Genomic DNA, 24,180 nt, shown 5'->3' on the forward strand with positions numbered 1-24,180 from the left:
TGAAGCGGAGCCTTCATCATGACCGCACCTCTGCGCCTTGCCCTGGTCGGCCATACCAACGTCGGCAAGACCTCACTGCTGCGCACCCTGACCCGGGACGTCGGCTTTGGCGAGGTCTCGCATCGGCCCAGTACAACCCGCCACGTCGAAGGCGCACGGTTATCGGTGGATGGCGAACCGCTGCTGGAGCTGTACGACACGCCCGGCCTGGAAGATGCCATCGCCTTGCTCGACCATCTGGAACGGATCGAGCGCCCCGGCGAACGCCTCGACGGCCCGGCGCGCACCGCGCGTTTTCTCGAAGGCAGCGAGGCGCGCCAGCGCTTCGAACAGGAGGCCAAGGTGCTGCGCCAGCTTTTGGCCAGCGACGCGGGGCTCTACGTCATCGATGCACGCGAGCCGGTGCTGGCCAAGTACAAGGACGAGCTGGCGGTGCTGGCCGGCTGCGGCAAGCCTTTGCTGCCGGTCCTCAACTTCGTCGCCCAGCCCGGGCATCGCGAGGAGCAATGGCGCGAAGCCCTGGCACGGCTGGGCCTGCATGCGCTGGTGCGGTTCGACAGCGTCGCACCACCGCTCGACGGCGAGCGGCGTCTCTACGAAAGCCTGGCGCTGCTGCTGGAGCAGTCGCGTCCCAAGTTGCAGCGGTTGATCGACGATCACGAAGCCCAGGCCATCGCCCGGCTGAGCGAGGGCAATCGGCTGATTGCCGAACTGCTGATCGACGTCGCCGCCTGCCGGCGCCGTGTGGCGGCCCAGCCTGAACTCGAGCGCGGCGCCATACGCGAATTGCACGACGCGGTGCGCGCGCGAGAACAACGCTGCGTCGACGCGCTGCTGCGCCTCTACGCGTTCCGCCCGCAGGATGCTGCCGCCGCGGATCTGCCCCTGCTCGACGGCCGCTGGGGCGACGATCTGTTCAATCCGGAAACCCTCAAACAACTCGGCGTGAAGATCGGCGGCGGCATGGCCGCGGGCGCGGCAGCCGGCGCCGGGGTCGATCTGATGGTCGGCGGAATCACCCTGGGCGCGGCAGCCTTGCTCGGTGCGATTGCCGGCGGTGGCGCGCAGACCGCGCGGCATTACGGCAACCGGCTGCTTGGCAAGCTCAAGGGCGAGCGCGAGCTGACCGTCGACGATGCCGTGCTGCGCCTGCTCGCCCTGCGCCAGCGTCAGTTGCTGAGCGCCCTGACCGCGCGAGGGCATGCCGCGATGGAGGCGATCCGCCTGGATCAGCCGGATGACAAGGCCTGGCGTGAAGGCAGACTGCCCGAGGCGCTGCACCGTTGCCGTGCGCATCCGGACTGGTCGTCGCTGAACCCCGGCGCGCGCCTGGAGCAAGCCGAACGCCAGCAACAGCTGGCCGCGCTGCAAAACAGCCTGCAGGACAGCTAGGCAGGCGCCGACGCCGCGTGCCCGGGCTGCGACGATGTCGGGCGCGCCGCTGAGCGCAGGGCACAGAAGGTGGCGGCGAGGATCAGCAGCCCGCCGAGCCAGCCTTGCAAGCCTAGCCGCTCGCCCAGCCAGAGCCCGGCAATCAGGGCGCCGAACAGCGGCTCGGAACCCATCAGCAGCGACACCCGCGTCGCGCTGGTCCGCCCCAGCGCGCGGTTCTGCACATAGAGCGCAAACAGGGTGGCGAACCCCACCAGGTACAGGGCCGCGCTCCAGAAAACGGGGCTCGTCGGCAAGGCCGGCAAACCACCGGGCAGCGACACCCCCAGCAGCAGGCAGCCCGAGGCCACCACGCCGCTCTGCACCGCCGTCAGGGCGAGCGGCGGCACCTGCTCACTGGCCGTCAGGCGCCTGGTCAGGCAGACGAGCACGGCGCGCAGCAGCGCGGCCGCGAGCATCAGGCCGTCACCCAGATTGAGCGTCATCCCCACTCCCCCCGTCAGCAGCCAGACACCAACCACGGACAGGACGCTGGCCGCAAACAGCAAACCGCTTGGGCGCTGGCGCAGCATCATCCACTCCACGAAAGGCGTGAATACCACGCAGAGGCTGATGAGGAATGCCGCGTTGCTGGCGGTGGTCAGCATCACGCCCCAGGTTTCGCAGAGAAAGATGCCCAGCATCACCAGGCCCAGCGGCACTCCGGGGCGAACCGCCCGCCGCCCGTCGCCGCGTAGCTGCGGCAGGAGCAGAACGAAGGTCAGCCCGAAGCGTATCGCCAGGAAACCGAGCACCGGGTAGAACCACAGGGCCTGCTTGGCCACTGCGTAACTGCTGCCCCAGATGATGGCTACGAGCAGAAGCATGGCGTCTGCCAGCCCGATAGTGCGATGCGTCGTAGCGTGCCCCTGCATATGTCCTCTCCTCTCGACCGGAAGCATGAATTGTTCATTGCTACCGACCGCTTGATAATCCATCGAAACGGAACAGGACTTGTTCACCATGAGCACAAATGACAGGACTGCGCTTTTACCGGGCATGGCCGTCTTTGCCCGCGTGGTCGAAGCCGGGAGTTTTTCCGCCGCGGCGCGGCAGCTGGGCACCACCGCGTCGGCCGTGAGCCGTCAGGTGGCACGCCTGGAACAGGCGCTGTCCCTGCGGTTGCTGGAGCGCACCACGCGCCAGTTACGGCTCAACGAGGCCGGCCACGAGTTCTACGCCCATTGCCGGTCAATGCTGGACGCGGCCGACGAGGCGCTGGCAGTCGGCGACCGCCTGATGCGGCGTCCGCGCGGCCTGGTGCGCATGAGCGTCCCCAAGGCCTACGGCAAGTTCGTCATCAGCCCGTTGATGCCCGGTTTCCTGCACCGTTATCCGGAAGTGGATGTGCAGCTGCAGATCAGCGACCAGAGCCCGAGCCTGGTCGAAGATGGCTTCGACCTCTTGATCAAGGTAACCGACCAGCCGCCCGGAGGACTCGCCGGCAAGCCCCTGGCCGCCGTGCGCCAGTTGCTCTGCGCCAGCCCGACCTACCTGCGCGAGCACGGCACGCCGCAGCATCCCCAGGCACTGCTCAGACACAGCTGCCTGTTCCTGGGCGAGCGGCCCGGCGACGACCGCTGGCATTTCAGCAACGGGGCGCAACAGGAGGCGGTGACGGTAAGGGGCCGCTACATCAGCAACCACAGCGAGGCGCGGCTGGAGGCGGCACTGGCCGACCTCGGCATCACGGTACTACCGCATTTCACGGCCGAGCGGGCGCTGGCCGAGGGGCGTCTGGTCGAAGTCCTGGCGCCCTGGCGCTACACCGGCTCGTACCAGGGCGCTGCCTGGCTGCTGTGGCGGCAGAACTTGCATCTGCCACCGAAACAGCGGGTACTCATCGACTATCTGAGCGAGGCCTTGGCTCAGGGCTGAGCTGCCCCGCTCGGCCGATCAATCGCGCTTGGCGACCTCTTCGGCCATGCGGGTCAGGCCGAGGTGACGGACGTCGGTGCCGCGGACCAGGTAAATCACCATCTCGGCGATGTTGCGTGCGTGGTCGCCGATCCGCTCCAGCGAGCGCAGTACCCAGATGACGCTGAGCACGCGGGAGATCGAGCGCGGGTCTTCCATCATGTAGGTGACCAGCTCGCGCAGGGCGGTCTTGTACTCGCGATCGACCGTCTTGTCGTACTGCGCCACCGACAGCGCGAGGTCGGCATCGAAGCGGGCGAAGGCATCGAGCGCTTCCTGCACCATCCGGCGCACCTGGTCGCCGATATGGCGGACCTCGACGTAGCCGCGAGGCGACTCGCCGTCCTCGCAGAGTTCGATGGCGCGACGAGCGATCTTGGTCGCTTCGTCACCGATGCGTTCGAGATCGATCACCGACTTGGAGATGCTGATGATCAGGCGCAGGTCGGAGGCCGCCGGCTGACGACGGGCGAGGATGCGAATGCATTCCTCGTCGATGTCGCGCTCCATGTGGTTGATCTGGTCGTCGACGTCACGCACCTGCTGCGCCAGCCCTGAATCGGCCTCGATCAGTGCGGTGACGGCATCGTTGACCTGCTTCTCCACCAGTCCGCCCATGGCCAGGAGATGGCTGCGCACCTCTTCGAGCTCGGCGTTGAACTGCTGGGAAATATGTTGGGTGTGACTGTCTTTGCTGATCATGTGCGAACCCTTGCGAAACTGTTGTTCTTTCGCCGGACGGGCCGGCCTTTGGCAAATCGTGGGCGGGTCTTGGCTCGGGCGCAGACAGTACCTACGAGTACGGCAAGCGCGCCCGACGACGCCAGGGCGGTTTCACATGGCCTCAACCGTAGCGGCCAGTGATGTAATCCTCTGTCTGCTTCTTTTCCGGGTTGGTGAACAGCGTATCGGTGTCGCCGTACTCGATCAGCTTGCCCATGTACATGAATGCCGTGTAGTCGGAGACGCGCGCGGCCTGTTGCATGTTGTGGGTGACGATGACGATGGTGTACTTGGCCTTCAGCTCGTAGATGAGCTCCTCGACCTTCAGCGAGGAGATCGGATCGAGCGCCGAGCTCGGCTCGTCGAGCAGCAGCACTTCGGGCTGCACGGCGATGGTACGGGCGATGACCAGGCGCTGCTGCTGGCCGCCAGAGAGGCCGAGCGCCGATTCGTGCAGGCGGTCCTTCACTTCATCCCAGAGCGCGGCGCCCTTGAGCGCCCATTCGACCGTCTCGTCCAGCACGCGCTTCTGCTTGATGCCCTGGATGCGCAGGCCGTAGATCACGTTCTCGTAAATGCTCTTGGGGAACGGGTTGGGCTTCTGGAACACCATGCCGACACGACGCCGCAGATCGGCGACATCCTCGCCCTTGCGGTAAATGTTGGTGCCGTCCAGACGAATCTCGCCCTCGATGCGGCAGCCGTCGACCAGGTCGTTCATGCGGTTGAAGCAACGCAGCAGGGTCGATTTGCCGCAACCGGACGGGCCGATGAAGGCGGTCACGCGCTGGCGCGGGATGTTCATGCTGATGTTGTAAAGCGCCTGCTTTTCGCCGTAGTAAAGGCTCAGATCCGGCACTTCGAGGGCCACCTGCTCGCTGGCCAGGTTCAGGGCGCGCTTGTCACGACCCAGCGCCGAAATGTCGATGGAATGCGTCTTTGCTTGTGACATGAATGTCTCCGTAGTCGCTGGAGGCCAGAGGCTCGAGGCTGGACGCGGTCGGTGCCGTGTGTTCGTCCAGCGTCTGGCCTCCAGCGCTTTTATCGGCGGTTAATGGTCGAGCGCTTTGTATTTTTCGCGCAGATGGTTACGAATCACGACCGCAGTCAGGTTGAGGATGGCGATGACCAGTACCAGCAGCAGCGCAGTCGCATAGACCAGGGGCCGAGCCGCCTCCACGTTGGGGCTCTGGAAGCCGACATCGTAGATGTGGAAGCCCAGGTGCATGATCTTCTGGTCCAGGTGCAGGTAGGGGTAGTTGCCGTTGAGCGGCAGGCTCGGGGCCAGCTTGACCACGCCCACCAGCATCAGCGGCGCCACTTCGCCAGCGGCGCGCGCCACGGCGAGGATCAGGCCGGTCATCATCGCCGGGCTGGCCATCGGCAGTACCACCTTCCAGAGCGTCTCGGACTTGGTCGCACCCAGTGCCAGCGAACCTTCACGGAGGATCCGCGGAATCCGCGCCAGGCCTTCCTCGGTGGCGACGATCACCACCGGCAGCGTCAGGATCGCCAGGGTCAGCGAGGCCCACATCAGGCCGGGCGTGCCGAACACCGGCGCCGGTGCCGCTTCCGGGTAGAAGATGCGGTCGAGCGAGCCGCCCAGCACATAGACGAAGAAGCCCAGACCGAACACGCCGTAGACGATCGAGGGCACGCCGGCAAGGTTGTTGACGGCAATGCGGATGATCCGGGTCAGCACGCCCTGCTTGGCGTATTCGCGCAGGTAGACCGCCGCGATCACGCCGAACGGGGTGACGATGACCGCCATGATGATGGTCATCAGCACGGTGCCGAAGATGGCCGGGAAGATACCGCCCTCGGTGTTCGCCTCGCGCGGCTCGTCGCTGACGAACTCCCATATCTTGGCGAAGTAGAAACCCAGCTTGTCCGGCAGCGACATGGCGTTGGGCCGGTAGGCGCGCACCACCTTGCCCAGGCTGAGTTCCTTTTCCTGGCCATCCATGGTTCGCATGGTGATGCTGTCGCGGTTGAACGCCCTGTGCAGCGCGACCAGCTCGTTCTCCAGCGCCTTGTATTCGGCATCCCACTGGGCGCGCTCGGCGTCCAGCTCGGCCTGGGCCGCGGCGTCGAGCTGCCCATCGAGTTCGAGCTTGCGGGTCTTCAGGCGCAGGCGCTCCAGCCCGTAGTTGATTCGCCCGATGTCGACCGCCTCCAGGCGAGCGATCTGCTGATGCAGCTCGTCGATGCGCTCGATGCGCTGCTGCAGTTCACCCCAGGCTGCCTCGCCTTCGGCGACCAGGGTGCCCTCTTCCTTGACCGCCAGCAGCTCACCATAGAAGTTGCCCCACTCGCGGCGCTCCAGGACGACGAGATCGGTAGGCTTGCGCTGGTCGCTCAGCCACTCGCCCACGACCCAGGAGAAATCCGCGCCGTAGACCTCACGGTTACCAACCTTGAGCAGCTCGCGGGTCATGAACTCGCCGCCTTCGACGTTGACCGGCAAACCGCTGGCGGCCAGGCGCGCACGCGGCACCTGCTCGGCCTGCACCACCTCGCCGGCCATGATCTTCGGCTCGCCGCCGGGTATCTGGTAGTCGGCGACGATCACGTCCGCGGGCCAGAAATGTTCCAGACCACGCACGGCGATTACCGCCAGCAGGCCCAGTGTCATGATCACGGCGATGGACACGGCGCCGGCATTCATCCAGACCCAGGGGGTGCCGCTCTTGATCCAGGTTTTCAGCGAATCCTTTTTCACGGATCGATACCTTTGTCGAAATCTCGTCGCAGCCATGGCTGGCTGCTGTTGCGCCCGCAGGCACGGTTGGTTGTTACAGGCTGGCGTACTTGCGACGCAGGCGCTGACGGATCAGCTCGGCCAGGGTGTTCATCACGAAGGTGAACATCAGCAGCACCATCGCGGCGAGGAACAGCACGCGATAGTGCGTACTCCCGACCTCCGACTCGGGCATTTCCACCGCGACGTTCGCCGCCAGGGTGCGCATGCCCTCGAAGATGTTCATCTCCATGATCGGTGTGTTGCCGGTCGCCATCAGCACGATCATGGTCTCGCCGACGGCGCGACCCATGCCGATCATCAAGGCGGAGAAGATGCCCGGGCTCGCCGTCAGCAGGACCACGCGGGTGAGCGTCTGCCAAGGCGTCGCGCCCAGCGCCAGCGATCCCAGGGTCAGGCTCTTCGGTACGCTGAACACGGCATCCTCGGCGATCGAATAGATGGTCGGGATCACCGCGAAACCCATGGCCAGGCCGATGACCAACGCGTTGCGCTGATCGAACGGAATGCCCATCTCGTGGGACAGCCAGTGGCGCATGTCACCGTTGAACAGCCAGTTCTCCAGGTAGCCGCTGGCGGCGATCGAACCCCAGCCCACGGCCAGGATCACCGGAATGAGCAGCACCGCTTCCCAGCCATCCGGCACGCTCAGGCGTACGCGCTCGGGCAGGCGGCTCCAGGCCCAGGCGGCGAGCAGGATGCCGATGGGCGTCAGCATCAGCAGGCTGAAAATGCCCGGCAGATGATTTTCCAGGAACGGCGCGAGAAACAGACCGGCGAAGAAACCGAGGATGACCGTCGGCAGCGCTTCCATCAGTTCGATGACCGGCTTGACCTTGCGGCGCAGCGACGGCGCCATGAAATAGGCGGTGTAGAAGGCGGCGCAGATCGCCAGGGGCGCAGCCAGCAACATCGCGTAGAAGGCGGCCTTGAGGGTGCCGAACGCCAGCGGGGAGAGGCTCAGCTTGGGCTCGAAGTCACCGGTGGCGGACGTCGACTGCCAGATGTAATCAGGCTCGGGATAGCTTTCGTACCAGACCTTGCCCCACAGGGCGCTCCAGGAAATCTCCGGGTGCGGATTGTCGATCACGAAGCGCTGCAGTTGGCCATCGGATTCGACCAGCAGACGCGTCGCCCGCGGCGACAGCGCGGCCATGGCGGCGCCCTTCGCGACCTGTTCGGTCAGCAGGGTGCGGTGTGCAGTGCTGTGAAAGATGCCGAGCTCGCCGGCGCTGTCGAGGGCAAGAAAGCCCTTGCGGCGCTCTTCGGGGATGATCTGGACGATAGGCTGTTCACCCAGCTGGAAGCTGCGGACGCGCTTGAGCTCGGACTGCCCTTCGGCGCCGCGCACCATGAACCACTGCCCGATGCCGCCGGTGGAGTTGCCGACCATCAACGAGATGCCACCGAGCAGCGGGGCGACCGTCGTGATCTCACCCTTGCCTTCGAGCAGCTTGTAACGACCGTTGAGCTGTTTGCGCCGCAGGTCGAACACATCGACGCTGGCCCGGCCGCTGACGGCGAACAGCCAAGTCTGACGCGGGTCGATTCGCAGCGCCTTGATCGGCTCGGACAGCTGCGGCAGCTGCAGCCGTTCTTCTTCCAGCGTGGTTTCGCCAGTCAGCATGTTCTCGGTCGCGGCGATGCGCAGGGCATGCAGAACGCCATCGGTCGCCCCCGCCACCATCAGCGTCTTGCCGTTCAGGCTGATCGCCGCGTGTTCGATCGGACGCCCCTCGGGGTCCAGGTTCAGCGGTGCTTCACCAAAGGGGAAGTCCACCTGGGGGGTGATCGTCTTCTTGCCCTCGGGATAGGTCAGCTTGTAGTTGTGCTCGGCCACCAGCACCTGGCCGTTGTCCAGGCCCAGCACCATGCGGCGGTTGCCAGGCGTATCCTGCCCGACCGAGACGACCCGAGTACCGGTCGGCAGCGGCAGGTCGACGGTACGAATCAGCTCACCCCGAGGCACGCTGAAGAAACGAACCACACCATCATCGCCCAGGCGCAGGGCCACCTGATTCTGCTCTTCCATCGCCAGCAGCAGCGGTTCGCCAGCCTCGGCCAGCCAGGCCGGCTGCTGGGCATCACGCGCTTCCATCTCGGCGCCCTGGAACATGGGCGTCACGACCTGCGCGAGGTAGAAGAAGATCAGGCAGATGGCGCCAAGCACGGCGAGGCCGCCAATGGAGACGTACCAGCGCGCCAGGTTGTCTTTCAGCGCACGTATGCGGCGCTTGCGTTGCAGGGCCGGGGTGTTGAAGTCCAGCCGTTGCAGATCGGAATTCGCGCTCATGGTCTCGATATCGTTCATGCGAAGGTCCTGGCCCCTCGGGCCGTTTTGTCCGCCGCGCCGCGTTGGCGCAAGCCAGTTTCCGGGCTTGGGGCCGGTCGGGCGCCTAATTTAATGCAGTCGTGTGACAGAAAAATTACAGACCAATGACACGACAACGCCCGCCAACGCGCTTGGCGTGGCGGGCGTTTGCTCAGCCTGCGGCCGAGGCCGCGAGCCGTGCAGCAGGCCTTAGTTGAGGCCCAGGTCGCTCAGCGTCTTGTCGACAACTTTCTTCGGCAGCGGGATGTAGCCATCCTTGACTACGACTTCCTGACCCTGCTTGGACAGAACGAGCTTCAGGAACTCGGCGTCCAGCGGGCTCAGCGGCTTGTTCGGCGCCTTGTTGACGTAGACGTAGAAGAAGCGTGCCAGCGGGAACTTGCCAGCCAGGGCGTTCTCTTCGTTGGCTTCGAAGGCTTCACCGCCCTTGGACAGCGGAACGGCACGGACGCTGGAGGTCTTGTAGCCGATGCCCGAGTAACCGATGGCGTTCAGGGTGCTGGAGATCGACTGCACGACCGACGCGGAGCCCGGCTGCTCGTTCACGTTGGACTTGAAGTCACCCTTGCACAGGGCTTCTTCCTTGAAGTAACCGTAGGTGCCGGATACCGAGTTACGGCCGAACAGCTGAATCGGCTTGCTGGCCCATTCGCCCGTCAGACCAACGTCTCCCCAGGTCTTGATGTCTTGTTCACCACCACACAGACGGGTGCTGGAGAAGATGGCGTCAACCTGCTCGATGTCCAGGCTCTTGATCGGGTTGTCCTTGTGTACGAAGACAGCCAGGGCGTCGATGGCGACCGGTACTTCGGTCGGCTTGTAGCCGTACTTTTCTTCGAAGGCCTGGATTTCGTTGTCCTTCATCGGACGGCTCATGGGGCCGATGTTGGAGGTGCCTTCGGTCAGAGCCGGCGGTGCGGTGGAGGAACCGGCAGCCTGGATCTGGATGTTGACGTTCGGGTAGAAGCGCTTGAAGTCTTCGGCCCACAGCGTCATCAGGTTGGCCAGCGAGTCGGAACCGACGCTGGAGAGGTTGCCGGAAACACCGGAGGTCTTCTCATAGGCCGGCAGCGACGGGTCAACCGCAGCGACCGCACTTGCAGCGCCTACACCAGCAGCTACAAACGTCAGGGCCGCCATCAAACGATTCAGTTTCATACCTTGCTCCTAGCAGGGGTGTGCTCGAGTGTGTTGGAACGGGGGCCATTGTCTGCAGGCCGTGTGACCACTCTATGAATGGAATATGACAATCTGGTTACGACTGCAGACTTGTCCCAAGCTGGTCGCTGGGGACGCACGCAGCCGCTATACTCGCCCCGGCCCGCACTACCGCGGGCGTTTCGCGCCAGAACAACAAACGCGCCGCGAGTCCGACCGATGAACGAATACGAACAGGAAGATCCGATCCCTCAGGGCGACCTGGCTCTCCAGCTGACCGCACTGCCGCGTGAAACCAACGGTTTCGGTGACATCTACGGCGGCTGGCTGGTGTCGCAGATGGATCTGGCCGGCACCGCGATGGCCAGTCGCGTCGCGGCCGGCCGCGTGGCAACGGTGTCCATCGACCGCATGGCCTTCATGGTGCCAGTGCCGGTTGGCGCGCAGCTGTCGTTCTATACCCAGACGCTGGAAGTCGGGCGCAGCTCGATTCGCATGCTGGTGGAGGTGTGGAGCGATGATCCATTGTCGAGCGAATGGCGCAAGGTCACCGAGGCCGTGTTCGTCTTCGTGGCCATCGACGGCAGCGGCCGCACGCGCCCGGTTGCTCCGCGCCGCTGACCCTGGCGCGCCCTTCGCATCTGACTCAGCCGCGGTTCAGGCCGCGGCGTAACAGTTCTTGCCGGCCTGCTTGGCGTGATAGAGCGCGGCATCGGCCGCCTGATAGAGCTGCTCGGCGCTCTGGCCGTGCCGCCAGGCCGCCACGCCGATGCTGGCAGTGACGTGCGGCCCCTGGGCCGAGGCCGGGTGCGCGATGGCGCGCTCGGCAAGCGCCGCCAGCACCTGCCCGGCGATCACCTGAGCTGCCTGGGCATCGCAGTTGAGCAACAGCAGCGCGAACTCCTCGCCGCCGACCCGCGCCGCCAGGTCCATCGGCCGCCGGGAGAAACTCGCCAGCACCTCGCTGAACTGCCGGATCAGCGCATCGCCGGCGGGATGCCCCAGGTTGTCGTTGTAGGCCTTGAAGTTGTCCAGGTCGAGCAACAGCAGCGCCACAGGCTGGCGGTCGCGCCGCGCCTGCAGCAGCGTCTGCTTCAGTGCCGTGTCGAAGCTGCGCCGGTTGGCCAGACCGCTCATGGCATCGTGCTCGGCAACCCACCCCAACAGCTTGCGCACGAGAAATTGCTCGCGCTGCGAGTATTCATGCACGTAGCGGCTGACCGCCCCGATGACGAGCAAGAGCACGTAGTAGCTGACCGATATCCAGTGCACACGCATGTCGGCCGAGGACAGGATCATCGAGGCGATGATCAGGTCGAGCAGAATGATGGCCGCCGCGCTGGCCAGGGCGCGCCAGAAGGTGATGCCCAGAAAGAAGAAGGAACAGACGATCAGCAGCCCGGCACCGTAGCGAAAGGCCATCTCTGGCTGCACCACCTCATACTGGATGTCGATCCGCGCGGCGATGGCGCCGACCATGACGAGCAGCAACGGGAATAGCTGATTGGCAATCACCCGCACACGGCTGTGCAGCACGGTGATGACCAGCACCGCGACGCCGGGGACCATCTGCAGCAGGCGCAACACCGTCAGTTCCAACAGCCATCGCGGGTCCGAGTAGGCGAAGAGGGTGCGCTCCACATAGAGGTAGCCGCCGACCACCGCAAGCAACAGGCAGGCACCCAGGCACTGTGCCAGGCGCGCCTGGCGGTCAAGGTAACGGCGGAACTCCCGCTCCAGGCCAGGTGCAAACAGCAGGCAGCGGAAGCCACTCAACAGCTGCCGGCCATAGGGGGTGTCCCGAAAATCTTCGGCGGACTGGTGTTCCAGGGTCAGCATGCAGCGTCGCTCGAGTACAGGCGTGACGATGATATCACTTGGACATCATATCGCTTGCTTTCCCGATGAACGCGCGTCCCTCGGCATACGCACCGCGCCGAGCGGGTTGCGGTAACAAGCGCGGCGCTCCACTATCGGGGAACCTGCACTGTTGGATGTATACGCGTGACCACCCTCCTCCTCGCCCTCTGGCCTCTGTTCGCCCTGATCGTTGCCGGTTATGCCCTCAGGCTGCGCGCCTTTCCCAGCGAAGCATTCTGGCCCGGCGCCGAGCGCATCAACTACTTCATCCTTTTCCCCGCCCTGCTGTTCAGCAGCCTGGCCACAGCGCCGTTGGACAACCCCGCCCTGCCGCAGCTGGCCGGTGCAGTCATGCTCGGCCTGGGCGTGGCCTGGATCGCACTGCTGATCACCAAGCGGGTGCGTGGCTGGTCCGCTGCGCGCTTCGGCGCCATCACCCAAGGGGTGCTGCGCTTCAACACCTACCTGGGCCTGGCGGCCGTCGGCAGCCTGTTCGGAAAGGAAGGCCTGGCGCTGGCTGCGCTGATGCTCGCCCTGATGGTGCCAACCGTGAACGTGATGTCGGTCTGGGCCCTGACGGCCGAGCGCGGCGTCAGCCTGCGCGGCCTGCTGCTGCCCATCATGAAGAACCCGCTGATCCTCGCCTGCCTGGCCGGCGCGCTGTTCAACCTCGCCGGCCTGGGCCTGGGTGGTGGGATCGATCGCCTGCTCTCCCTGCTCGCCGCCGCGAGCCTGCCGCTGGGCCTGCTCTGTGTTGGCGCGGCGCTCAAACCACAGGAACTGGGCGGGGAGATCCCGGCGCTGGGCTGGAACTGCGCGGTGCGGCTACTGGCCGTGCCCTTGCTGGCCTACGGCGTCGCGGTCGTGCTCGGCTTGCCGGCGATGGAGACGACCATCCTCGTGCTGTTCTTCGCCCTGCCCACCGCGCCGACCGCCTACGTGCTGACCCGCCAGCTTGGCGGCGACAGCCATCTGATGGCCGGCATCATCACCCTGCAGACGCTCCTGGCCGCAGCCAGCCTGCCGCTGTTGCTCACCCTGCTCAACGGCTGACGCCGTTCCCCGACGGCGGCGTGCCGTTGCATCGCGTCGCTCTGACCGGCGTTCCCCCTGGAACCCGCCGCTTCTCGTATCGCGCAGGTACGCGGCACTGGCACGGCGAATCCAACCGCTCTTGCCTCAACGAGCCCCGTCGTGCAGGCGCGCCGGTGGGCGATCCAGCAGGCGCTGGTATTCGCCACTGGCGCGTATGGCCTGCAGGCCCCGGTCGAACCGCTCGATCAGCTCTTCGGCTCCGGCACGGTTGCGGGGCACGATGAGATGCATCGTCTGGCGGCCGACGATCGAATTCGAGACATGAAAACGCAAACGGGGCGCCTCGGTCGATCGCAGCGCGAAAGTGCCCAGCTGCAGGTCGGCGAGGAAAACGTCGTCACGACCGAGCAGCAGCAGTTGCGCGCAAGCGTTCAGCCCGGTCGGCGAATGCCGCACCAGCACACCCTGATCGACCAGCCGCTGGATGGGCTCGGGCAACTGCCATCCCAGCGGATGACAAAGGCGTCTACCTGTCACGCCATCCAGATCGTCATACTCGACCGAGTCTGCCGCGCGACTGAACAAATGCTGCTCGGACACATACAGTGGCGCCGAATAGAGGAAATCACGCTCGCGCTGGGCCGCCCGAATGTAAGGGAAGGTGGCGTCGTATTCGCCCCGCAGGGTCATCAGATAACCGCGCTTCCAGGGTTGCCAGGCCAGAGAGGTCTCCAGCCCGCTGCGGGAGAAAGCCGCCTGAACCACTGCCGACAACATGCCGTCGCCCTCGAGCGATCGACCGGTGAGGGGCGCATAGTCGTCCCCGGTCACCAGCCGCACGTTGCCGGCGTGAGCCCCAAGGCTGATTGCCAGACTCAGCAAGAACCATCCGCTGCGCGCGCGCCCTTTCATCGCTCAAGCCCCGACGTGCGTAGAACGGCCGGGGCGAAATCTACGCGATTCATCGTGACAGGTCAGCATGGCGGCCGCCGCGGCAGGTCAGCGCACCACCTGGCTGCGCGACAGGCGCAACAGCAGCAGCGCCATGCCCAGACCCATGGCGACCAGCACCAGCATGGGACCGACATAGCCGACCAGCTCCTGCAGCCAGACGAGCACCTGGCGGAACATCAGTACGCTGGTACGAACGCCCTCACCGTTCGTGTCGACCCGATAGCCACCGGCCTTCCAGATATCGTAGGCCAGCGTCATGGGCCAGAGCGCAAGCGGAAGCAGCAGCAGACAGATCCAGTAGCCGCAACGCCGCCGTGGCCCCAGTAGGCCCCAGGGCAGGAACGCGGTACGAATCAGCTGGAAGAAGCAAAACACGTAGTATGCGAGCAACAGCAGCACGAACCCCCTAACCAGGGACGGCTCGAGCACAAACAAACCCAGGGCGGCCGCGGCGAGCGAAACACTGAGCAGCCCCCAGAGCAGATAGATGAAGGTTTTCATTGCGTATCCTGGCGATCGAATGGGACGCAAGCGGCCATCGGACCAGAAAACCTTCCCCCATACGCAAACCTGCATCACGAAACGCGTGGCCATTGGCGCCGAACAGGCGCCGTTCGTGGCACTTGATCACATTAAAACAAACTGAGTTGATCGCCGCGCGGCTCTGCCAGCGGTGGTGGTAACGACGAATCGCCAGTGGATGGTGCGGTTTCGACCCGTCGTGGTGCCGCGGTCAGCCGCTCGGCCAGTCCGGCGGCGCGCTCGGCGCGGGTGCTGACGGCTTCAGCCAGACGTGCCGGCAGCGCCCAGATATCGACCCGGCGCTTGGCGCGGGTAATGCCGGTGTAGAACAGCGCACGGGTCAGCAGCGGGCTCGGCTGATCCGGCAATGCCAGCAGCACCTCGGTGAATTCCGAGCCCTGGCTCTTGTGCACGGTCATGGCGAAGGCGCTGTCGTGGCTCGGCAGCCGTGCCGGCACGAAGCCGCGGTAACCGTCGTCACCCTCGAAGAACACCCGCAGGCCCTGCTCAGTTTTCAGGCACAGGCCGATATCGCCGTTGAACAGCCCCAGCGCGTAGTCGTTCTGCCGGACCATCACCGCACGGCCGGGATACCAGCGTTCGCGGGCCGGCACGCCGAGGCGACGCCTGAAGCGTGTTTCCAGCGCCTCGTTGATACCGGTCACGCCGAACGGGCCCTCGCGTTGCGCAGTCAGCGCCCGGAAACCGTTAAAGGCCTCGAACGCCGCGCCTGGATCGCCCTGCCGTGCGGCCTGCAGATAGGGCGCATAGCCCTGCTCCAGCCGCTCGATCAAGGCGGCCGGGCTGGGCGTCGCGTTCCAGGCGAGATCCGGTCGACCATCCTGCAGCAGCGCAACGGTGCCTTTGGCATCGCCGGCGTTGATACGCCGCGCCAGCTCGCCGATGCCGCTGTCGCCGGCGAAGCGGTGGCTGTGGGTGAGCAGCACCACCGCATCGCCGAGGCGCGAGCGCGGCGTCTCGACCGGCACGGGCTGGCCGGTGATGCGCTCCAGCTCGCTTGCCGCCCGGGCATCGAAGCCGCGGCCTTCGCAGAGTTCGGCGAACACCGCGCCGGCCTCCACGGCGGCCAGCTGATCCTTGTCGCCGAGCAGGATCAAGCGCGCCTTCGGTGGCAGCGCGACGACCAGTTTGGCCATCAGCGCCAGGTCGACCATCGACGCCTCGTCCACCACCAGCACGTCCAGTGCCAGCGGATTGGCCGCATCGTGGCGCACACGGGGGCTGTCGCCGCGACTGCCGAGCAGGCGATGCAGGGTGCGCGCCTCGTCCGGCAGGGCCTCCTTCACCGCATCGCTGACAGGCAGATCGGCCTTGGCGTTGCGGATCGCCTCGGCCATACGCGCCGCCGCCTTGCCGGTGGGCGCCGCGAGGCCTATGGCCAGGCGCTCTCCGCCGGGCTGTTCGAGCAGGGCCGCGAGCAGCCGCACCACGGTGGTGGTCTTGCCGGTGCCGGGACCGCCGGAGATGACGGCCAGCCGACGCCGAACTGCCTGAGCTGCGGCCAGGCGCTGCCAGTCAGGGCGCTGCTGGTTGAAGGCGAACAACCGCGAGAGGCTGTCGGCGAGCCGTGCTTCGTCCACCTCGGGCGCATCGCCGGTGCGCGCCAGCAGCTGTTCGGCCAGCTGCTGTTCGTAGGCCTGGTAGCGGGCCAGGTAGAGCCGGTCGCCGACCAGGGTCAGCGGCGCGTACTCATCAGATGTGCCGATCAGAGGCGAGACTTCAAGTTGCGCGCGCCAGGTTGCGAGCGCCGGCAGGCTGAGGTCGACCTCAGGCCAGGGGCGCTTGCCGGCGAAGCGTTGGAGCGGCAGGCAGACGTCTCCGGACGCCAGGGCTTCACAGCAGAGTGCGGCGGCGAGCAGCACCGTTTCAGGGGTATCGGGCTCAAGGCGCTGCAGGCTTGCGATGAAGGCGCGCTCCAGTGGGCCCAACGGAAGCTCGAATGGATTCGTCATCGTGGCGACCTCGATTCAGCAGAAACCCGCTTGCTGGCAGTACTTAGTCCGGCGCTGTGGATCGCCAGCAAGCTGGCTCCTACAACAGCGGGCAATCGCCCTTCGCGAGATAGGGCTTCTGCGGATATGAGGCGCATCATTTGCCCTCCTCGAACAGTCGATCCAGCGCATCGAGCAGCGCATCGTCCGGCCGCGCGAAGTAGACGCCGGCCTCGGGCATGCCGCGCAGGAACAGGTAGAAGGCGCCGCCCAGCTGCTCGTCGCGAAAATCTGCCAGACGCTGGCGCAGGAAGCGGCGCAGCGCCACCAGATAGATCAGGTACTGCAGGTAGTAGTGCTCGCCCGCCAGCGCCTGCAGCAGCCGCTCGCCTCCGTAGTAGCTGGCGTCCGGGCCGAGCCAGTTGGACTTGTAGTCGGCGATGTACCAGCGGCCGCCGTGCTCGAAGGTCAGGTCGATGAAGCCTTTGAGAAAGCCCTTGAGGCTGTCGAATTCAAGCCGCGCTGCGGCCTCGCGCAAGGGTTCGGCGAGGCCGTTGACCGGATCGACCAACAGGCCGCGCAGCCGCACCACGTCCAGCTCGCGCACCGGGAAGGTAAAACCGAGTTCCGGCAGGCGTCTGGCCGATTGCAGCGCGGCGAGGGTCAGGCCGGCGCCATCCATATCGGTGTCGAGCACCTTTTGCAGATGCGCCGTGGCGATCTCCTTCCACTCCAGCGGCAAGCCATAGGCCTGCAGCGCCGGCTCGACCAGCGCCTCTAGTTCGCCCTTGCCCCGCGCCCAGTCCTCGAGGATGGCATGCAGACAGGTACCGGCCCGAGCGCCGCGTGGGAAGGCGAAGAAGCCGCTGCCCGGCTCGCCGGCATCGGGCATCGCCAGGGCGTCGCGGTCCGGCGCTTCCATGTGCATGCCGGCGGCCAGCCCGGAGAAGCTGCCGATGCGCCAGGCGCTGTAGAGGCTGCGGTTGAGCTGGGCCAGCTGCTCGGGCGGCGCTGCGCGGCTGCTGCCCTGGGTGCTGGCCTCACGCGACTCGAGCGGCAGGCAGGCCATGCGCCTGTCGCTCGCGGCGACCAGCCGCTCGATGGCCAGACGCAGGCTACCGCCGTTGAGGCCAGCCAGGTGATTGCCCAGCTCCGTCAGTGGCTGCTCGCCCGGCAGTTCGCGGCCGTGCAGCAGCCAGGCCAGGGCGCTGCTGTGCAAGCCTTCGTCGGGCAGACTGCCATCCTTCTTCGCCTTGGGCAGGCTCACTGGCCCCCAGTGCAGCCAGAGCCGGTCACGCGCGCGGGTCAGGGCGACGTAGGCCAGCCGCAGCTGTTCGGCGAACACCTCCTGACGGGCGCGTTCGAGGTTGTCCTCCAGTTCGCCGCTGCCCAGGTCCAGCAGCGGCTGGCCATCGGCATCGTGACAACGGGCACTGTCCTGGTTCTTGCCGAGCAGCTTGCCGTCCCAGAGAAACGGGCAGAACACCAGCGGGTATTCCAGCCCCTTGCTGGTGTGGATGGTGACGATCTGCACCCGTTCTGCATCGCTTTCCAGGCGCAGCAGCGCTTCCTCACCGGCGCCTTCGCTGCCGCGCTGGGCGTTGAACCAGGCGAGCAGCGGCTCGAGCCCGGGCCGCAGCAGGCTCTCGGCCTGCAGCAATTCACCGAGGTGCAAGAGGTTGGTCAGCCGGCGCTCGCCGTCGACCCGAGTCAACAGCCGTTCGGCCACCGCCTGCTCGTCGAGCCAGGCGCGGAACACCCGCATGAAGCCCTGCTGCTGCCAGAGCTGGTGGTAGCGCTCGGCGGCTTCGCGCTCGGCGTCCCATTCATGCTGGTCATCCTGGCAGCGGGCGAGATCGGCGGCGCTGCGGCCCAGCAGGCGCGTGGCCAGGGCATGCCGCAGCAGACCCTCGCGTCCTGGCTCGGCATAGGCGGCAAGCACCGCGGCCAGTTCGGCGGCCTCCTCGCTGCGCCAGACGCTGTCGCGCCCGCGGCGCACGCTGGGCACGCCACGCGCGGCCAGCTCGTCGGCGATCATCCCGGCCTGGCGGTGATTGGCCACCAGCACGGCGATATCGCCGCCCTTGAGTGGGGTGAACCGGTCGCCCTGCGCGAAACCTGCGCGTCCCTCGGCGGCGGCGGCCAGCTGCACGGCGATCCGTCGCGCGGTGTCACTGGCCGCCAGCTGCGCGGCGTCACCCTTGCCCAGCGGATCGTCGCCGAGCCAGACCAGCGACAGCGGCGCCGCCTCGCCCTCCTCTGCCAGACGCAGGCTCGCACGCGGCTTGTCGGCGGCACCCACCGCTGGATAACGCAGGTCGGGTTGGGCGAACGGCTGCGGATGGTCGAACAGCTGGTTGAGCGCGGCGATCAGCTCGGGCGTCGAGCGGTAGTTGGTCGGCAGGTTGAAGGGCTCGCGATCGGCCTGTTGCTTGGCCTTCATGTAAGTGGCCAGGTCCGCGCCGCGGAAGGCGTAGATCGCCTGCTTGGGGTCGCCGACGAAGCACAGCGAGGCATCACGGCCCTTGGCATAGATGCGGTCGAAGATGGCGTACTGGATCGGGTCGGTGTCCTGGAACTCGTCGATCAGCGCCAGCGGATAGGTCGCACGCAGCGAGGCCGCCAGGTCCTCGCCGACCGGGCCTTGCAGTGCCTGATCCAGACGATTCAGCAGGTCGTCGAAGGCCAGCAGCCGCTGCGCCGCCTTGCGTTCAGGCAACTCGCGGTTGAGCCGCTCGAGCAGCGCCACCTGCAGGGCGATCAGCCGCTGCTTGCCGGCCGGCAATGCGTCGGCCACCTGATCGGCCAGCTCGTCCAGGGCCTGGGCCAGCTCGCACACCGGCGCGTCGAAGCCCTTCTTGCAGGCCTTGCTCAGCGCCCGCACGCCGAACTTCGCCGCGCCCTCGGGCAGGTCGAACATCACCGCCGGATCAGCGAAATAGGCGTCCAGTTCCGCCTGCCATGGCGCAAACTTGACGTTCTTGTGCGTGCTCTGGCTGAGCCCGCCATGCGCCAGCAATTCGGCGACCCAGGCGCTGCCCGCCTGCTTCCACAACTCGGCAGCCCGCTGCCAGGCCGCCTCGACCGGGCGCAGATCGGCCGCGACCGGCACGCCCTGCGGCTCGACCCGCAGATAGGGCTTGCCCAGATGACTGCGCAGACGCTGGCGCAACCACTGCGGAGTGATCCGGCTCTTGGCCAGGAAGCGTGCCCAGGCCGGGTCGGCATCGGCCAGCTCGCTACGCCAGGCGTCGGCGAGCAGCGCGTCGATGATCTCGCGGTCGTCGGCAGTCAGCTCGCTGTCGAAATCGCCGCCGGCCTCGAAGGCGGCATCCTGCAGGGCGCGCTGGCAGAAGCCGTGGATGGTGAAGATCGCCGCCTCGTCGAAGCCGTGCACCGCCAGCAACAGGCGCCGCCGCGAGGCGTCGTCCGGGTAGCGGGCGTGCAGGCGATTGAGAAAGTCATCGCTGCTCGGCGTGCCCTCATAAACCGCCAGCAGATCGGCCAGCCGCGCGCGGATGCGCTCGCGCAGCTCGGCGGTGGCGGCGGTGGTGTAGGTAACCACCAGAATCTGCCCCACCGAAAGCTGGCGCTCCAGCAGCAGACGCGCATAGAGCGCGGTGAGCGTCCAGGTCTTGCCGGTACCGGCGCTGGCTTCGATCAGCGAGCGGCCGTCGAAGGGCGAGTCGAGGAGGTCGAGCTTCATTCTTCCTGCTCCTCATCGGCCAGGGCATCCAGGGCTGGGCCGATCAGCTGTTCGGCCAGGGTTTCGAAACGCTCGTCCAGCGGATCGCGGTCGCGGAAGGCCAAGGCGTTCCAGGGGTCTTCGGCTTCGGCGGCAATGGGGCTGAACTCGGCGCCGAGCCAGGCTTCGCGGGCGCGCTTGCGGGCGCAGTCCAGCGGCTCGCTGCCGCGGCTCGGCTTGCGGTAGCCGCGGGCGAACGCCTGGCTGCTGCGCGGCAACAGCGGCAGCGGCTCGCGGATCGCGCTGCGGTAGGCCACTAGCCAGGGCTCCAGCAGCGCGGCGGCATTGACCAGCGGCCCCAGCTGCCAGTCACCGGCCGGCGAAAGCATCAGGCTGTGGCGCTCGATGCCGGGCGTGGCGCACAGGTTGAGCAGCAGGTGGCGCAGCCAGAACGGCGGCAGGTCCCATTCGCCGAGGCGGCCGAGCTTCCAGCCGAACAGCCCGCCCGGCGTCACGCCATCGAGCCAGCCATGCACGCGCACGCCGGCCAGGGTGATATCCACCGGCAGCGGCTCGGGCACGGCGTCCGGGCGCAGTTCGAACAGCCGCGGCGCAAAGGCACGCACCGGTCCGCGCAGTTTGCCCCACAGCGCCTGGCCCAGCTCGCCGGTGGGCAGCCAGCCCGCCGCGCAGGCCATGCGCCGCTCCTCCTCGTCGCTCCAGCCCTGCTCCATCGCTTGCAGCGACAGGCGGCGCAGGCCGTTCCAGGCCGGCATTTCCAGGTCGAACGGTTCGTCGCTGGCAAGCGATTCCTGATCATCGGCCAGGCGCAGACCGAGGCGCTGTTCGAGCAGGAAGCGCGCCGGGTGGCGGAAGCACTGCAGCAGCTGCGACGGCTCGATGGTCAGCCAGGCCTCATCAGGTTCGGCGAGCAGGCTGGCGAAGGGTTGCGCCTGCGCCTGTGCTGGCTCGGCCAGGCGCTGGGCGGCGCGGAACCAGGGCAGCGAATAGCCGGCACAGGGTGCTTCGCCGAAATTACGCGGTGAGAACGGCTGCAGCGGATGCGCGATGAGGATCTTTTGGCTGACCGGCCGCGCCCCGTCGGCCAGCACGGCGGTCATGTCCACCGCCTCCAGTACCTCGCTGAGCAACACCGAGGGCGGCAGCACCGCGTTGTCGCGCGGGTCGCGGCCGACATAGGAAAGGTACAGCGCCTGGCGCGCCGAGAGCAGCGTCTCCAGCAGCAGGTAGCGGTCGTCGAGGCGCCGCGCCCGGTCGCCACGGCGCGGATGCCGGCCGATCAAATCGAAGCCCGACGGCGGCGTGCGCCGCGGGAAGGCGCCATCGTCCAGGCCGAGCAGACAGACCACGCGGAACGGCAGGCTGCGCATCGGCACCATGGTGCAGAAGGTCACCGCACCGGTGAGAAAGCCCGAGGCGCCGCCGCCCTGCTGCAACGCGGCGCTGAGCTGCTGGTGCACCAGTTCCAGCTCGATGGGCCGGGTGAGGTCGGCGGTCTGGGCCTGATCGCGCAGGGCGGCGCAGGCCTGGGAGAGCAGCAGCAGCGTCTCGCCGGCCTCGCGCTCGTCGAACAGCGCATCGATCAGCACTTGCAGGTCATCCGCCCACTCGGCCAGCGGGCGCGGCCGAGCCAATTGATCGGCCAGGCTGCCGAGCCGCTCGACGAAGTCCACCAACCGTCCGAGCAACTGCCCGCGCGCGCCTTCCAGCGCATCCAGCGGCCAGTGCTCGCCAAGCAAGGGCGCGCGGTCGCCGGCCAGCTGCGGCGGTGCAGCGAAGCCCAGCAGCAGGCGGTCCAGCCCCTGGCGCCAAGTAAAGGCCGGTTCGGCCGGCAGGCCCAGCCGGGCGCGCTGCTCGCCATCGCGGCCCCAGCGCACGCCGGCCTCGCGCAGCCAGTCACGCAGCAGCGGCAGGTCTTCGCTTTCGATGCCGGCGCGGCGGGCGATGGCCGGCTGTTCAAGCCAGGCGAGGATTTCCTCGGCGGCGAAACGGCTCTGCGCCAGCAACAGCAGTTCGAGGAAGGCCTCGATCAACGGCACCTCGGCGCGCAGGCTACGGTCAGCGAGGCTGTAGGGAATCCGCGGGCTGCCCTCGCGCAAGGCGAACACCGCCTCGATGAAGGGCGCATAACGTTCGATGTCGGGGGTCAGCACCACCACCTGATCCGGCGTCAGCGCCGGGTCGGCGGCGAAGCGCGCCAGCAGCTGGTCGTGAAGGATTTCCACCTCGCGCAGCGGCGAGTGAGCGATATGCACCTCCAGCGAACGGTCGTTCTCGGCCAGAGTGATCCGCTCATCGGGCAGGCGGGTGCGCAGGCGTAGGATGTCGTTCTGCAAGGCATGCAGCAGGCTGTCGTCGTGCAGGTCCTCGTCTTCGGAATACAGGCCGAATTCCTGACTGCCTTCGCTGGCGGTCAGGCTGAACAGCGAGTCGAAAAAGTCGCGGCCCTGCTTGCCGAGACTCGCCAGCAGCGGATGGCCCACGTCCAGATACCAGTCATCGGCGCCGGACGGCTGGGGAGCTACTGCGCTCGAGGAGGCTTCGTTAGAACCCAACTGGAGCGCCAGCCCGGTCGGATGCTCATGTACGGCCTGTACACTCCGCTCCCTCGCCGGGTTCTGCCTCGCCTGCTCTTCGCTCGCGACGCTCCCCAGCCGCCCGGAAGAAGGAAGCTGCCGTGCCAGCTCGCGGATATCGCGAATCTCGCCCCAGGCCTCGCGGCTCGGGTTGAGCGCGCAGACTACCACGTCGATATGCCGCGCCAGGCCGTCGAGGACGCGCAGGTGGTGCGGCGGCAGGCTGCTGATGCCAAACACCAGCAGGCGCTCGGGGAGGTCCGGCAACGGCTCGTCGCGGTACAGGCGCTGCAGCAGGTCGCCGAGCAGGCGCGCGCGGTGCGGGTGGCCGTCCTTGGTCAGTTCGCGCCAGAGCAGCGCCTGCCAGGCTTCGTCGGGACCGAGGTCGAGGGTTTCGCCACGCTCCCAGGCCGCCAGCCAGTCGTCGCGATAGAGCAGGTACTGGTCGAAGACGTCGGCGATCTTGGCCGCCAATGACAGCCGCCGGCGCTCATCGCCGCCATCGAGGTACTGCGCCAGACGCGGCGCCAGCTCGAGATTGGCCGGCTCGCACAGCCAGCCGTAGAGGCGCCAGGTCAGCGTGGTCGGGGAGAACGCCGACTGCTCGGGCAGGCTGCCCAGTACCGTGCGGCTCAGGTCCCAGACGAACGCCGCCGGCAGCTGCAACTCCAGCTGCATGGCGATGCCCTGCCGGCGCGCCAGCTCCAGGGTCAGCCAGCGGCCCATGCCCTGGCTCGGCACCACCACTCGCGCCGGCGCGAAGGGGTCGGCCAGCGGCTGGGCGAGCAGCGTGGTGGCCAGTTCGCCGAGGGTTTCGAGATCAGGGGCGTGATAGAGGCTGAGCATGGGCGCACCGCGTGAACAGAAGTCGCTAGGTTACAGGCCGCTCCGCAGGGGAGCGAGCCGTGCGCTTGAGTCTGCATTCTGGATGCGACAGGTCGTGTCGCGGTATTTCTCCTCCTTTCGCCCTGCCCTTTTGCTTCTCTCGACCAATATCAATCGCGCCGCGGCGGCCTAGCATGGGCTCGGGAGTCGTTCATGAACCGCAAGACGCTGCTCGTCCTTTCCGCCACCCTGTGCGCCACACCGCTGCTGCATGTCCAGTAGCAAGCCCCGCAACGCACCCGTTCAAGCAGATGATCGCGCTACCCAAGAACACCGGCACCGTCGAGTACATGGGCGCAACCCGGCGACCAACGCTGTGGAAAAGATTCGCCGGATCGACGACGTCTTGCTGGGCATCGGCTACTGCT

16 protein-coding genes are annotated in these 24,180 nt (G+C 66.9%); 4 read left to right on the forward strand and 12 right to left on the reverse strand.

The window, feature by feature from the left end; genetic code table 11:
- Positions 1–18: 18 nt before the first annotated feature.
- A complete protein-coding gene (locus tag MST27_RS01645; protein ID WP_243604264.1) occupies positions 19–1,392 on the forward strand; it encodes a GTPase/DUF3482 domain-containing protein in 1,374 nt (457 codons plus the stop codon).
- Here the strand turns inward: MST27_RS01645 and MST27_RS01650 are convergent.
- A complete protein-coding gene (locus MST27_RS01650) occupies positions 1,389–2,258 on the reverse strand; it encodes a DMT family transporter (RefSeq protein ID WP_420864206.1) in 870 nt (289 codons plus the stop codon). The two genes, MST27_RS01645 and MST27_RS01650, sit on opposite strands and share 4 nt — an antisense overlap.
- Positions 2,259–2,394: 136 nt before the next feature.
- Between MST27_RS01650 and MST27_RS01655 the strand changes: the two genes are divergently transcribed.
- Complete coding sequence (locus tag MST27_RS01655) at positions 2,395–3,309, forward strand: LysR family transcriptional regulator (RefSeq protein ID WP_243604266.1); 915 nt, start codon at positions 2,395–2,397, stop codon at positions 3,307–3,309.
- An 18-nt stretch (positions 3,310–3,327) separates the two neighbouring features.
- On the opposite strand, the gene phoU is transcribed toward MST27_RS01655, so the two are convergent.
- The 5 genes from phoU to MST27_RS01680 form a co-directional block, all read right to left on the reverse strand.
- The gene (gene phoU, locus MST27_RS01660; RefSeq protein ID WP_021206099.1) at positions 3,328–4,050 is read right to left on the reverse strand and encodes a phosphate signaling complex protein PhoU; all 723 of its coding nucleotides are present in this window, start codon (positions 4,048–4,050) and stop codon (positions 3,328–3,330) included.
- Between the two features lie 142 nt (positions 4,051–4,192).
- The gene (gene pstB, locus MST27_RS01665) at positions 4,193–5,023 is read right to left on the reverse strand and encodes a phosphate ABC transporter ATP-binding protein PstB (RefSeq protein WP_243604267.1); all 831 of its coding nucleotides are present in this window, start codon (positions 5,021–5,023) and stop codon (positions 4,193–4,195) included.
- 99 nt (positions 5,024–5,122) lie between these two features.
- On the reverse strand, positions 5,123–6,793 hold the full coding sequence (gene pstA / locus MST27_RS01670; protein WP_476756123.1) for a phosphate ABC transporter permease PstA: 1,671 nt from the start codon (positions 6,791–6,793) through the stop codon (positions 5,123–5,125).
- 73 nt (positions 6,794–6,866) lie between these two features.
- Positions 6,867–9,143, reverse strand: coding sequence for an ABC transporter permease subunit (locus MST27_RS01675; protein ID WP_243604269.1), 2,277 nt, complete (start codon positions 9,141–9,143; stop codon positions 6,867–6,869).
- A 210-nt stretch (positions 9,144–9,353) separates the two neighbouring features.
- Complete coding sequence (locus MST27_RS01680) at positions 9,354–10,322, reverse strand: PstS family phosphate ABC transporter substrate-binding protein (protein ID WP_243604270.1); 969 nt, start codon at positions 10,320–10,322, stop codon at positions 9,354–9,356.
- A 219-nt stretch (positions 10,323–10,541) separates the two neighbouring features.
- On the opposite strand from MST27_RS01680, the gene MST27_RS01685 reads away from it, so the two are divergent.
- A complete protein-coding gene (locus MST27_RS01685) occupies positions 10,542–10,943 on the forward strand; it encodes an acyl-CoA thioesterase (RefSeq protein ID WP_243604271.1) in 402 nt (133 codons plus the stop codon).
- A gap of 36 nt (positions 10,944–10,979) precedes the next feature.
- Here the strand turns inward: MST27_RS01685 and MST27_RS01690 are convergent, their stop codons facing one another.
- A complete protein-coding gene (locus MST27_RS01690) occupies positions 10,980–12,161 on the reverse strand; it encodes a GGDEF domain-containing protein (RefSeq protein WP_243604272.1) in 1,182 nt (393 codons plus the stop codon).
- Between the two features lie 165 nt (positions 12,162–12,326).
- On the opposite strand from MST27_RS01690, the gene MST27_RS01695 reads away from it, so the two are divergent.
- Entirely contained in the window at positions 12,327–13,235 is a 909-nt protein-coding gene (locus MST27_RS01695) for an AEC family transporter (RefSeq protein ID WP_420864207.1), read from the forward strand.
- Positions 13,236–13,361: 126 nt separating this feature from the next.
- Here MST27_RS01695 and MST27_RS01700 read toward each other — a convergent pair whose 3' ends face one another.
- The 5 genes from MST27_RS01700 to recC all read right to left on the reverse strand — a co-directional run bounded on the left by MST27_RS01700 (position 13,362) and on the right by recC (position 23,773).
- The gene (locus MST27_RS01700) at positions 13,362–14,099 is read right to left on the reverse strand and encodes a substrate-binding periplasmic protein (RefSeq protein WP_243604273.1); all 738 of its coding nucleotides are present in this window, start codon (positions 14,097–14,099) and stop codon (positions 13,362–13,364) included.
- 117 nt (positions 14,100–14,216) lie between these two features.
- Complete coding sequence (locus MST27_RS01705) at positions 14,217–14,672, reverse strand: hypothetical protein (protein ID WP_243604274.1); 456 nt, start codon at positions 14,670–14,672, stop codon at positions 14,217–14,219.
- 131 nt (positions 14,673–14,803) lie between these two features.
- The gene (gene recD / locus MST27_RS01710) at positions 14,804–16,666 is read right to left on the reverse strand and encodes an exodeoxyribonuclease V subunit alpha (protein ID WP_243604275.1); all 1,863 of its coding nucleotides are present in this window, start codon (positions 16,664–16,666) and stop codon (positions 14,804–14,806) included.
- A 136-nt stretch (positions 16,667–16,802) separates the two neighbouring features.
- The gene (gene recB, locus MST27_RS01715; protein WP_243604276.1) at positions 16,803–20,351 is read right to left on the reverse strand and encodes an exodeoxyribonuclease V subunit beta; all 3,549 of its coding nucleotides are present in this window, start codon (positions 20,349–20,351) and stop codon (positions 16,803–16,805) included.
- The gene (gene recC, locus MST27_RS01720) at positions 20,348–23,773 is read right to left on the reverse strand and encodes an exodeoxyribonuclease V subunit gamma (protein ID WP_243604277.1); all 3,426 of its coding nucleotides are present in this window, start codon (positions 23,771–23,773) and stop codon (positions 20,348–20,350) included. Before recC ends, recB begins: the two co-directional genes overlap by 4 nt.
- Positions 23,774–24,180: the final 407 nt, after the last annotated feature.

It is taken from the genome of Stutzerimonas marianensis (assembly GCF_022810315.1).
Lineage (GTDB): Bacteria > Pseudomonadota > Gammaproteobacteria > Pseudomonadales > Pseudomonadaceae > Stutzerimonas > Stutzerimonas marianensis.